Raw genomic sequence first — 11,717 nt, forward strand, 5'->3', positions numbered from 1 at the left:
GTCCATTACCAGACCGTTTAACGATCCGCTTGGTGAGTGAACACTCGGGGAGCCACATCGTTCCCAATTCAGCTGGCTACATCTCCAACGGCCGACGTTTAGAGATCCGCGCCCATTAATCTGTTGCCCGCCTCCCAGGATCTCGGTGGGAGCCCCCACCTGCACCACTGTCGCGGCACCTCCCCCATCATGCCTCCAATGAATTTGAACACCGGCCTGTGCGATTGCAAGGTTCCGTTAACCATATTCCGAGATGCTAAAGCTTCAACGGGAGAAGCGCGAGATGGCATACGATTGGACAGGCGAGACAAAAAAGTCAGAGTTCGCAGAGCATCTCATTATCGCTCTTGTCGTCTTCGCTGCCGGCACTCTGACACTCGCATTCGTGCTTACAATCCTGGCTTGAAGCTTACCTGTTAGGTTCAGAACAAGATTAGTGCAGGATCGTACGCTAGCCGAAATTGCGCATGTTTTCGGTAGTTTGCAGCCTGCACCAAACGTGATGTTCTAGGTAGAAATACATCAGGAGCCTTCATTTTGGTAGGAATATCGATCTCGATCATCGTTTTCTCAACTAAAGGTACGATTTCGCACTAATCTTGTTCTGCCCCCGCGGAGCCGTGATCAAGTGGCCTTGCCTGCCGACAGGGATGTCACCGATGGCCGCAGTAGCACCGCCGACGTTGTCAGTGGTCAGTGGCATTCGCACGCTTGAAGATGATCGTCACAGCCATCCCGCTGCCAGGCTCCGACTGCACGTCGATCTCCGCCTTGGCATTGTGACGTACAGACTGCACGATCATGGCGCTGAGCTTGCCGCGCCGTGGCCAATCTGCCTTCTCCGAGAGCCCCACACCGTCGTCTGCGACGAGCACTTTGCAGCCATCGTCATCGACAGTGCAGCGGACTTTGATCTCACCGCCGTCGCGTCCAACAAAGGCGTACTTGAGAGCATTGGTCATCAACTCATTGATGACGAGGCCAACTGGCATTGCGACGTTAATAGACACCGGCCAGGTGTCGACTTTCATATCGAGACGTATGCCTTCAATCGCATGGGCGGCCATTACCGAAGAAGCGATCTGGCTGACATATGTGCCGAGATCGACGGTCTCCGTATCCTCGCCCGCGTAGATCGATCGATAAAGGATGGACAGGGCTTCGATGCGACCAGCAAGGCGGTTGAAACGCTCACTCTCCCCCGGTTGCTGGGCGTTGCGCGCTTCCATGCGGATCAACGCCGTGATCATCTGCAGATTGTTTTTGACCCGATGCTGAAGCTCTTTCAGCAAAATGTCTTTTTCAGCAAGTGCCTCAGACAAAGCGGCGGCATCATTGGTGCCGGTTCGGGCGGACATTGCTAGGAGCCGGAACAATGGCTTACCGTCGTCGTCGACGATCGTGTTCGACCATGCATCGACAACGAAATTGTCATCGTGGATTGTGATTGTGAATGGTCCGAGATACTCCTCGCTCTGCAGCAAGGCATCAGAAAGCTTCGGCCCGCCGTCGAGAGAAGGCGCGGTGGGTAAAACGGACCATGCCTTGCCTTGCAGGTGCTCCCCTGAAAGCCCGGTCAAGCGCTCGAACTCGATGTTGCCATATACAAGATGCTCGTCATCGCCGAGCTCGGCGACCGCGACCCCGAACGGCACGTGGTCAAGAAACTGCCGAAATCGATCGTCGTCCAACGCCTCCGCCAGTTGCGGAAGATCGGATACAGTGGCCGGAGTGGGATGGGGCTCTTCACGATTGGACATATGCTTCAACAGTTATGGCAGATAGCCGTCTTTACCATGGCAAACAGACCATCCGCTAGAAAATTTCCGACAAATCAAGCCGTCAACCGTGTGAGGGCATCGATGACAGGCTGGTGGGCATAAGGCTTGGGAAAGAACACGGAGCGCTCTGGCAGGTCGACCACTTCGATCTTCCGGTTCCCCGAAGTGATGACAATCTCGATTGGCGGCCACCGGTCTCTGACGATCCATGCCAGCTTCAACCCGTCCAGACCTCCCGGCATGTCGATGTCGGTGAAGATTGCGCGTATGGAAGAATGCGTCTCTAGCAGCCGTAACGCTTCATCAGTGTTGCCAGCCTCGAGAACGCAGAAGCCGGCCGCCTGCAGATCATCGGCCACTGTCATCCGGATCAAAGGCTCATCTTCGACGACAAGTACTGTCGGCTGCGGCATTCTGACACCATTCTAAGACGTTGTGCCTGAAACTCTGTCGTCTTGAAGTTGTTCCCCTTCGACATGAGAGCCCCTGCCGGAACCATAAACGTATCCATGAGCTTATCGGATCGGGCTCAATAAGAAGATCCGAGCTAGAGAGGAAACATCATGAAAAACGTCATCATCGCCGCCGCCTTCGTCGCGGCGTCGAGTGTTTCGGCACTCGCGCAGCAGGCCGCTCCCGCCGCCAACAGCGACGGCGATACTCCGGCTGTTGCGACGTCAGATACGACAAACCCGACCGCTCCCGTCGAGGGCGCCAATAGTTTTACTGAGGGCCAGGCGAAACAACGGATCCAAAAGGCCGGCTGCGCCGACGTGGAGGACCTCAACAAGGACGACAAGGCGTCTGGAATGCTACCGGCATGAAAGCCGGAACGATCGTGCCCTCGAATCCGCCGGCGTACGCTCCGACGATATCAGCATCGTGTCAAGCAACGCTGACAAGCGTCATGGCGAATCCAACGCTGCTGGTGCTGGCACTGGAGCCGGGATTGGTGCGGTGGTCGGCGGTGCAGGCGGACTCCTGACCGGACTTGGTCTGATGGCCATCCCAGGCGTCGGACCTGTTGTCGCGGCCGGCTGGCTCGTAGCAGCTGCCGCAGGCGCTGCTGCGGGTGCCGTGGCCGGCGGTGCTGCCGGCGGGATCATCGGTGGTCTAACAAGCTCCGGCGTCTCAGAACGTGATGCTCACGTTTACGCCGAAGGTGTCCGCCGTGGCGGCACGCTCGTCACCGCCAAAGTCGACGAACCGTTGGCCCCGGAAGCAGAGGCTATCCTAAAGCGTTCCAACTGGGTCGATCCGACCGAGCGGCGCGCTGCCTACGAGCAGCAGGGGTGGACGGGCTTCGACGATACGTTAGATCCGTATGATGCCGATCAAGTCGAGCAGGAACGCCAGCGCTATCGCCGCGCTGGGATTTGACATCATAACGAAGGGCGCTACAACGGCGCCCTTCGCACGTTGTGGCCCACAGTATGGGCAGTTTAGATAGCCCAGCGTTTCGTAGACCCCGCCGATGCCTGTCTAACTCAACGGGCGAAAACATTTCGCTTCCGACCTGCTTGTGCCCGGCGCTGTAGATCCTCCAGCTTATACGCTCGCGTTTCATGAGGTTGAAGAAACGTAAGGCCACGGCATCGCCGTGGCACTCTACCGTTTGGCGCGTCTATAAACCCGCGCCACGCAGATTGCCGATGGTGTCGCGGCTGACTTCCTTGCCAAAAATCTTCGACAGTTCGCCCCGGGTCATCGGTTGAGAATATCCCACCGCCAACAGCACCATTGCCTCGAACTAAGACAAACCGAGCCACCTCTCTCGTCGCCCTACGAACGACTCGGGTGTGGCTTTCTAATCTTCCTGTCCCCTATTCCCGCTTGCATGGTTCTAATATTCTCCGTGCCGTCGGCCGTCTCCACATCCCATGTGCGGATCAACCGGGAGGCCTTAAAGACCGTTCGCGATGAGCTGGGTTCGTTGTTTGTCTGGACGCCGATTTGTGCGGCGGCGACCGAACTTATCTGCGCCCTACCGCGTTATCCGAGCATGTATGATAAGCATCATAATTCAGCCGAGCAACTTAAGTTACGCAAAGCGAAAAAGCGTCTGGCTAGACTTGAAACCATCGAACACCTGTTGGAATTCGACCTCGATTCCCACCAGTCATATGCCGACGCAGTTGCTAAAGAGAGGCAACTGCTAAACCAAATGACGAGTTCTTCGAACGGCTAATCAGATTCCAGTTTGGAGACCTTCGAGGCTATGCAAAGGAACCATGGCGTTCAACTTAAGTTGTTTGACCAACAGATGAAGGGAAACAGTATGATTGCGCACAGGGCTCAATGGAAAGGTCATCTGAAAGTTGGAGAGCTTTCATGTGCCGTTGGCCTTTATACGGCCGCGTCGACATCCGAGAGGATCAGTTTCCATATGATCAACGAAAAAACCGGCAACCGCCTGAAGCGCGAGTTCATCGATAGCGAGACCGAAGAGGTCGTAGAGCGAGACCAGCAAGTCAAGGGCTTCGAGACTGGGAGCGGCGATTACATCATGATCGATCCAGAGGAAGTCGCGGCGGTCGTACCAGATTCTGACAAGATGCTTAATGCTGAGGCATTCATACCTTGCAGCAAAATAGACGACGCATATTTCGACAAGCCCTACTATCTGGTGCCAGCTGATGATGAGGCGAACGGTGCCTTTACCGCAATCAGAGATGCGCTCGCAAACACAGATGCTACCGCCGTAGCTCGCACGGTACTGTTCCGACGGATACGGACAGTTCTTATCCGTCCACATGGCAAAGGTCTAATCGCGACGACACTCAATTTCGACTACGAGGTCAGGTCGTCCAAAGAAGCCTTCAAAGACGTGAAGAAGGTGAAGGTAGAAGGAGAGATGCTTGATCTCGCCAAGCACATCATCGACAAGAAAAAGGGCGAGTTCGATCCAGCCAAGACGGACGATCGATATGAGGCCGCGCTTGCTGCACTGGTGAAAGCAAAAGCAGAGGGCAGGTCCCTTCCGAAGCCAAAGCCGATCAAGGTGTCGAAACCAAACGATCTGCTCAAGGCTCTCCGAGAGAGCGCTGGCACAGGCAGCGGAAGCTCTAAAAAGCCGAAGGCAGCCAACGCTAACGCCGGGAAAAAGATGACAACACGAGCGAAGTCTAAAACTACTTCGAAGGCTGAACAAAAGAAAGCGAGCTGACCATGGCACCTCGTCGTCCGTATTGGAGAGGGTATCTCAAGCTCTCGCTTGTCACCTGCCCTGTCGCCATGACACCGGCAACGTCTGGATCCGAAAAAGTCCGCTTTCATACGCTTAATGAGAAGACCGGAAATCGGGTTGTCTCTCAATACATCGACAGCGTGACAGGTAAGGCCGTTAGCGATGAGAACCAGGCAAAGGGCTACGAGAGAGGCGAAGACGATTACATTATTCTGACGGACGAAGACCTTGAATCAGTTGAGCTGGATACGGTCCGCACCATCGATATTGAAAAGTTCGTCCCTAGAGACCGTATCGGGTGGATCTACCTTGAAACGCCATTTTATCTCATTGCTAGCGACAAGATCGGTGACGAAGCCTTTGCTGTGATCCGCGAAGCGATGAAAGCTCAAGATGTCGTCGGCGTGTCGCGGGTCGTCTTGGGGCGCCGCGAACGAGCCGTGATCTTGGAGCCGCGCGGCGACGGTATTGTAGTCTGGACACTGCGGTTCGGTGACGAAGTGCGGCCCGAGTCCGAGTATTTCGCGGTGATCGAAAAGAATTCGGACACAAACAGCGTCACTGCCCTTGAAAACGTCATAAAAAAGCGGCTGACGGACTGGTCCCCGGCGATGGTGTCCGACCCCATCCAAGATGCGTTGCTGAAGCTCATCGCTATTAAGAAAAAGGCTAAAAAGCCGGGAAAAACGGCTTCTTCAAAATCGAACAAGGGCAAGAGTGGCAAGCCGAGCAACGTGGTGAATATCATGGATGCACTGAAGAAATCAGTGACGAAGGAACTGAAGTCTCGCAAGGCCGGATAATCATTGCCCAAGACGCTGAGCGATCTACATTGAACGGACGCCCCCTGCTCGCGCTGTTGTTCTCCAAAGCCCGGTTCCTAATAGCAACCGCCTCAAGGCACTTGTTGAGCAATGTCTGACCGACGAGGTTTCGCTGATCGCGATCAGCGGCCGAAACGCATTCTCGCTTGAAGCGGAAGTGGACTGGATGATCATCGGTGATGGGTCCGCGCCGGCCCGCCTCCTATGCGCCTCCGCCCATCACAACGAAGAAGATCATGATGGACTAAGCGACGCGATTTGCCTCTGGCGGAAACGGGCTCGTTGACCGCGTTTACGTGTTTCGTCAGGCGTTCCTCAGAAGAAGAGCACCGTCTTAGGCCAGCGTCAAGCCCAAACACCTTTCGCGGAACGAATAGGCTGGTTATTGATTGAGTCGCCGAAGTAGGGGACCGACGAATGGTCCTCCCCGTGGGGTCAATAATGCGTAGTCGATCCAAACCTCTGCTGCACGGCGATCAAGTTGCTAAGTCGCGGCCGAGAAAGCCACGCAACCCAGCCCAACCTCACCTACCGTTTGACAAGATGCCACAGCGGGTTGAACCCGCCCTGGCACTCCTGAAACCAAAAGCTCCGACAGGTCCCGACTGGGCGTTCGAAATGAAATTTGACGGGTATCGGTTGGCTATTCATATCGAGCCGAAATGTATCCGCATCCTTACGCGCGGCGGGCATGATTGGGCTGCACGCTTCCCGGCAATTGCGGAAGCAGCAGAAAAGCTGGGTGTCGGCTCAGCAATTCTGGACGGCGAAGCTGTTGTCGTAGATGAAGATGGCCGATCCGATTTCGGCGCCTTGCAGCGTTCACTCGGCGGACGAGGAGGAAAGCGGATTTCAAAGGAAGCCGTTTTCTATGCCTTTGATCTCCCCTACTTTGACGGGCACCTCCTCACCAATACCGACTTATCCGTTCGCCGCCATCTCCTTGCCGACCTCCTTGACGGCGCGAACGGTGCGATCCATCTTTCGGAGGAACTTGACGGGGATGGCGCTGAACTGCTTGAAGCCGCATGCTCGATGGGTCTCGAAGGAATCATCGCGATCAAGTGCGTCCAGAGCGAGAGTTTCGTAGTAATTGGATATGAGCACTCCGCCGTCGCTCGGGGTGGGATCGGTAGCTTGTTACTGGCAGCACGGTGGGGCGACAGTCGGTTCAGTTGGCACCGGCTTTAAGGAGAAGGACGCTCTGTACCTGAGGACAACACTCGACAAGCTAACGACGAACAAGCCCGCTATCCCGATGAAGGGAAAGAACCTTGTGTTCGCGCAGCCAACTCTCATCGCAGAAATCCATTTCCGAGGTTGGACGGATGACGGCAATCTGCGTCACGCCTCCTTCAAGGGTTTGCGCGAAGTACAGGATAATTCCGAGATCTTCGAGATGCCGAGTTAGCTAGTCCGCCAGCCGGCCGTACTTCTCACGACGTCTTCGGGAACAGCGGCGTTACATTTGTGGTTCCTGTGGCAGTGGTCAGCGGCGCCGTTCCTGCATTGCCCCGGTCCAAAGCATGCAAAATTTTGGCCAACCCATCAGCCTGGTGATAGTAGTCGGGTTTGTCCGGCAGCGTCAGATCGAACTGATTGCAGACCCTGGCAATCAAATCCATCGCCCGCGCAGCAAGCCGCGCATAGCCTTCCACGCGGCGCTCAAAGAATCCATCATGGTCCTTGCGGCCAAGATCCAGACTTTCAAGGGCGTTCTCCTGATTTGTGACCCGATTTGAGAACCACATGATCTCCTCGCCGAGGTCATCGCCGAGCGACTGCCAATCAACGTCCTTAGGAAGGTTCAGAACAGGCTCGGGCAGATGAAACGCGAACTCAACCTGATCCGCCGGGTTGAATTCGGGTTTGTCGTGGACGGCCGCGTAACAGGCGCCAACATAATCGTCGAGCGCCAAGACAGTCAGCATCGCGAGGTTGCGAGCATTTCTGTTCTTCTGTCCGATGCGGAAGAGAGCTGGCATTTTCGCTATGGAGCCACTTGCAGCTCCAAGGGCAAAACTACCGCCGCCGATAAGCGCCCCCAATGTCACGAAGCCTTGCGTTGTAGTGAAGAAATCAGTCACCTAAAACCTCGTTTTCTTTAGCGATTAGGGCATCGACTCAAAGATCAGCGACCAGAGTCATTTATCCAGTGACAGTGTGCGCCGAAGACGATGGAAAGCAACGGTCACGGCTCTCAACAAGCGAAATCCACAGATCGCTGGACTTTGTTGTCACCTAGATGAGGCTTCGAAGGCGAGCGTTCAAGACATGTCCTTGCTCACCGAGTGAAAGAGAGCTGGGGCATCGCAACAATAGCGATGTCGGCGCGTTGTGACGTCAGCAAATCAGGAGATTGGTTCGACGATCAAGTTTGCTGCGTCACCGCACTGATGCGACTATGGACAGCAAGCTGATAGATATGCTCCAGGAGAGCGCGGTCCTGGACCCGATCGTCAGCCAATGCCAGCAAGGACGCCCGGCAAATGCGTTTTTCTGAAGCGTGCTGGCAGTTGTACGTCACATACTCATAGAGTGCTGATCCCGTCAGCCCTTCCGAAATCCCCGAGATCATCGTGCCATAGACCGATTTCAACTTCTTTCCCATGGAACGCCCTCCCGTGAGATGCACGATGGCAAAACGCATATGCATGCGTTTGGTTCGCAAGAACCATCCTTACTACGATTCGAAGGCCGCAGCACGGTCAGGCGGCCCGCTTCATCACCTTGGCCAGTCGCTTGATTGCCTGCTCCAATGATCTCTGGCCGTCACAGTAATCCTGCCAGGCGGTGCTATCTTTCAAGAGTCCTGGCACCGTTCGGACTGTGAAGCGTTTGGGGTCGAGTCCCTTCTTCACCTGGCTCCAGTTCAGCGGCATTGAAACCGTCGCTCCCGGCCGAGCGCGAGGCGAAAGTGGAGCGACTGCCGTCGAGGTGCGGTCATTCCTGAGGTAATCAAGGAATATGCGCCCCTCGCGCTGCGCCTTCGACATCTTAATCAAATAGAGATCGGGATTATCACGCGCCATCTGCAGGCAAACATCATGCGCGAAAGCCTTTCCCTCGTCCCAACTGAGCTTCTTTCCTTTAGGCACGGCAAGCGGCGTCACCACATGGAGACCTTTGCCGCCGGTGGTCTTGCAGAAACTGACCAGGCCTAATTCTTCGAGCCGGTCACGGATTTCGCGTGCACCCTCCACCACAGTGTCGAAATCAACATCTGGACCTGGGTCGAGATCGAACACCAACCGACCAGGGACTTCCGGCTGATCGGGCTCGCAGTTCCAAGGATGAAGTTCCGCTCCACCGATCTGAGCGACGGCTGCCAATCCCTCGACGCGGTCAATCTGCAGGTAAGGCTGCTTGTCACCCCTCACCTTCACCTGTTCGATAAGATTCGATGTGCCTTGCATGGCATGCCGCTGGAAGAACTGCTCGCCGCCGAGGCCGTCGGGAGTGCGAATGATTGAACAAGGTCGACCTTTGATGTGGTTGATCAGCCAAGACCCTACTGCCTCGTAATACTGGGCGAGATTGACCTTGGTGACGGGTTCGTTATCGAGTGCATCCGGCCACAGCTCTTTGTCGGGACTGGATATCAGAACTCCCATAACGTCGACCTTTGCGCCCTTCCGAAGACGGGACGGGGATTTCTTGGCCTGCGATGGTTTGGCGGCCGCCTCCGGCTCTGGCGTCTCAACTTCATCTGGTTCAGCCGGTTTTTCAGCCTCGACCTCCTTGGCAGGCTTATCTTCCCTCAGACCTTTGAATGATGCCTGCCGTACTTGCCCGTCAGCTGTCCAGCCAGCAAACTCGATTTCTGCGACCAACTCGGGCTTCAGCCACACGATGTTGGTTGACTTTTTCGGGGCGCCGATCCCTGTAAAAGGCGATTTCGCTGCTTCCAATTTCTGAAGCTTCGGCAATATCTGATCGACCACTTTCGCGCCGAACCCGGTCCCGACCCGGCCTACATGGACGAAATGGTTGCCCCGATAGACACCAACCAGCAGAGACCGGAAAGCGCCGTTGGTCGTGGCATATGCCCCGATAACCACCTCGTGGCCCGCTCGGCATTTTGACTTCGCCCAAGTATCAGTGCGGCCCGACCGATATGGAGCGTCCGCCTTCTTCGAGACAATACCTTCAAGAGATAGGCGGCATGCCGACTTCAAAACAGCTTCCCCGCCCGTCTCGAAATGCTCGACGAAACGCAGAAGCGGATCATCAGCCGCCTCCGACAGCATTGCCGCCAACCGCTCTTTCCGATCAGCGAGAGGGTGATCGCGAAGATCCTCGTCGCCACCGTACAGAAGATCAAAGGCGAAATAGACCAGATCGTCGGTCTTCTCTTCTGAAATCGCGGCCTGAAGCGCTGCGAAATCCGGCGCCCCGTGTTCATCGAGAGCACAAATCTCGCCATCGATGATCGAATTCGGCAAGGCTGAAGCGGCCCCTGCGATTGCCGAAAATTTTGAGGTCCAGTCTAGCCCCTTGCGGGTTTTGAGCGTCGCCTTGCCCTCCTCGACCCTGGCCTGAACACGGTAACCGTCAAACTTGATCTCGTGGATCCATCCCCTGGCAGCAGGTGGACGGGCCAGCGTCTCGCAGAGCTGTGGAGCAATAAAGTCAGGCAACGCCGTTTTCGCCGGAGCCGTAGCATTCTTTGTCGGCTTTACTATAGTCTTCGTACCCGCTTTCCGCTCCTCAGCAGCCAGACCTTCGCTGCTGTCCCAGACCGCGTCAGCCTCGACAGTCGCCCCCTCTGTCATGAAGGGTTTGGGCTTTCGGCCCTTCCCGGCCGCAATAGCCTCCATGGTCCTGCCGGACGCGACGGAGGTTTCATTCTCGTCGAGCACTGCCGCACCGTCCTCTTCGACGGAATAGTCGTCGCGATGCTTGATCAACAGCCAGTTCGTTCGTTTCTCTCCTTCGCGTCCACGCATTCGGACCAGCACGAAGCTGCCGTGGAGCCGTTGACCCTCTAGCGTGAATTTGAAGTCACCTTTCGCCAGCGCTTGCTCTGGGCTTTTGTTTCCTTCGGGCTCCCAATACCCTCGGTCCCAGAGCATGACCGTTCCGCCGCCGTACTCACCTTTGGGGATCGTGCCTTCGAAGTCGCCATAGTCGAGCGGGTGGTCCTCCACTTCGACCGCTAACCTCTTATCGCCTGGATCAAGCGAAGGCCCCTTCGTGACTGCCCAGGATTTGAAGACGCCATCCATCTCGATCCGCAGATCATAGTGAAGCCGACTGGCGTCATGTTTTTGGATGACGAAGCGGCGGCGATTTGACTGCTTCACCAGTAGCTCGCCGCTGGGCTCAGAAGTCTTTTTGAAATCGCGTTTTGCGCGATATTTTGTGAGGGTATCAGCCATAGCGGTTCTCGGTGTCGATCAAGACACGGAATGCGTGAAAACGCGCGATTGTTCCTAGAGTATTGGGACCGTCGCGAAATTTGCCCTTGTCTCCGAATGCCGGATGACTAGATTTCGCTCGTTTTCGAAACCTTCAGGGACTTCCAATGGCTACAGGTACGGTAAAATGGTTCAACACGGAAAAGGGTTATGGCTTCATTCAGCCCGATAACGGCTCGCCGGATGTCTTCGTTCACATCTCGGCCGTTCAACGTGCCGGGCTGCAGAGTCTAAACGACGGCCAGAAGGTGAGCTTCGAGCCTACCCAGGATCGTCGCTCGGGTAAGACTGCAGCGGAAGACCTTCAAGCCCTTTAGAAAAGAGTTGGCCGCACTTGGATGCGGCCAGTTCTATCACTGGTTTGGTTCGAGAAGGATAACCAGCGTAAACGCGATGAAGCTGATCATCTATGGACTGAACCCCTCAACTGATCGTGTCCCATGGAATGGTGTAGCTCGGTTGATCATCGAGCTTTCCGGCCAAGGCCGGGAATGGGTCAACTTGC

9 protein-coding genes and 3 pseudogenes are annotated in these 11,717 nt (G+C 55.8%); 6 read left to right on the forward strand and 6 right to left on the reverse strand.

The genetic code is table 11. The features are described from left to right. Nucleotides 1–686 precede the first annotated feature (686 nt). Nucleotides 687–1,760, reverse strand: a complete 1,074-nt coding sequence (locus JZX87_RS30395) for a sensor histidine kinase (protein ID WP_206829569.1) — start codon at nt 1,758–1,760, stop codon at nt 687–689. 74 nt (nt 1,761–1,834) lie between these two features. After that, nucleotides 1,835–2,194, reverse strand: coding sequence for a response regulator (locus JZX87_RS30400; protein WP_148148721.1), 360 nt, complete (start codon nt 2,192–2,194; stop codon nt 1,835–1,837). Between the two features lie 150 nt (nt 2,195–2,344). Between JZX87_RS30400 and JZX87_RS30405 the strand changes: the two are divergent. Together JZX87_RS30405 and JZX87_RS30410 are read left to right on the forward strand one after the other, a co-directional pair. Further along, nucleotides 2,345–2,622 (forward strand): annotated as a pseudogene (locus JZX87_RS30405) (PepSY domain-containing protein); the annotation flags it as partial. Further along, nucleotides 2,586–3,161 (forward strand): hypothetical protein, encoded by a 576-nt coding sequence (locus JZX87_RS30410; RefSeq protein WP_206829575.1) that lies wholly within the window; start codon nt 2,586–2,588, stop codon nt 3,159–3,161. The pseudogene JZX87_RS30405 and the gene JZX87_RS30410, both read left to right, overlap by 37 nt. 250 nt (nt 3,162–3,411) lie before the next feature. Here the strand turns inward: JZX87_RS30410 and JZX87_RS32125 are convergent. Next, a pseudogene (locus JZX87_RS32125) lies at nt 3,412–3,531 on the reverse strand (SMC-Scp complex subunit ScpB); the annotation flags it as partial. A gap of 528 nt (nt 3,532–4,059) precedes the next feature. Between JZX87_RS32125 and ku (JZX87_RS30415) the strand changes: the two are divergent. From ku (JZX87_RS30415) to ligD (JZX87_RS30425), 3 genes and pseudogenes are all read left to right on the forward strand, one after another. Further along, nucleotides 4,060–4,947: a non-homologous end joining protein Ku gene (ku, locus tag JZX87_RS30415; RefSeq protein ID WP_206829570.1), complete on the forward strand. Its 888-nt coding sequence runs from the start codon at nt 4,060–4,062 to the stop codon at nt 4,945–4,947. Nucleotides 4,948–4,949: 2 nt separating this feature from the next. Then, complete coding sequence (gene ku / locus JZX87_RS30420) at nt 4,950–5,771, forward strand: non-homologous end joining protein Ku (RefSeq protein ID WP_206829571.1); 822 nt, start codon at nt 4,950–4,952, stop codon at nt 5,769–5,771. 462 nt (nt 5,772–6,233) lie between these two features. Then, nucleotides 6,234–7,203, forward strand: a pseudogene (gene ligD / locus JZX87_RS30425) (non-homologous end-joining DNA ligase). A 25-nt stretch (nt 7,204–7,228) separates the two neighbouring features. On the opposite strand, the gene JZX87_RS30430 reads toward ligD (JZX87_RS30425), so the two are convergent. From JZX87_RS30430 to ligD (JZX87_RS30440), 3 genes are all read right to left on the reverse strand, one after another. Next, complete coding sequence (locus JZX87_RS30430; RefSeq protein WP_206829572.1) at nt 7,229–7,879, reverse strand: hypothetical protein; 651 nt, start codon at nt 7,877–7,879, stop codon at nt 7,229–7,231. Between the two features lie 284 nt (nt 7,880–8,163). Continuing rightward, on the reverse strand, nt 8,164–8,403 hold the full coding sequence (locus JZX87_RS30435) for a hypothetical protein (protein WP_206829573.1): 240 nt from the start codon (nt 8,401–8,403) through the stop codon (nt 8,164–8,166). A 97-nt stretch (nt 8,404–8,500) separates the two neighbouring features. Next, the gene (gene ligD, locus JZX87_RS30440; protein WP_206829574.1) at nt 8,501–11,173 is read right to left on the reverse strand and encodes a DNA ligase D; all 2,673 of its coding nucleotides are present in this window, start codon (nt 11,171–11,173) and stop codon (nt 8,501–8,503) included. Nucleotides 11,174–11,319: 146 nt separating this feature from the next. On the opposite strand from ligD (JZX87_RS30440), the gene JZX87_RS30445 reads away from it, so the two are divergent. Further along, nucleotides 11,320–11,529, forward strand: a complete 210-nt coding sequence (locus JZX87_RS30445; RefSeq protein WP_148148714.1) for a cold-shock protein — start codon at nt 11,320–11,322, stop codon at nt 11,527–11,529. Nucleotides 11,530–11,717: the final 188 nt, after the last annotated feature.

The organism is Agrobacterium sp. Ap1 (assembly GCF_017313375.1).
GTDB classification, from domain to species: Bacteria; Pseudomonadota; Alphaproteobacteria; order Rhizobiales; family Rhizobiaceae; genus Neorhizobium; species Neorhizobium cellulosilyticum.

Excerpts from the sequence above, each read along its gene's own strand:
- JZX87_RS30445 (WP_148148714.1), top strand. The coding sequence starts at position 11,320 with ATGGCTACAGGTACGGTAAAATGGTTCAACACGGAAAAGGGTTATGGC.
- ligD (WP_206829574.1), bottom strand. The coding sequence starts at position 11,173 with ATGGCTGATACCCTCACAAAATATCGCGCAAAACGCGATTTCAAAAAG.
- ku (WP_206829570.1), top strand. The coding sequence starts at position 4,060 with ATGATTGCGCACAGGGCTCAATGGAAAGGTCATCTGAAAGTTGGAGAG.
- JZX87_RS30435 (WP_206829573.1), bottom strand. The coding sequence starts at position 8,403 with ATGGGAAAGAAGTTGAAATCGGTCTATGGCACGATGATCTCGGGGATT.
- JZX87_RS30395 (WP_206829569.1), bottom strand. The coding sequence starts at position 1,760 with ATGTCCAATCGTGAAGAGCCCCATCCCACTCCGGCCACTGTATCCGAT.
- JZX87_RS30400 (WP_148148721.1), bottom strand. The coding sequence starts at position 2,194 with ATGCCGCAGCCGACAGTACTTGTCGTCGAAGATGAGCCTTTGATCCGG.
- ku (WP_206829571.1), top strand. The coding sequence starts at position 4,950 with ATGGCACCTCGTCGTCCGTATTGGAGAGGGTATCTCAAGCTCTCGCTT.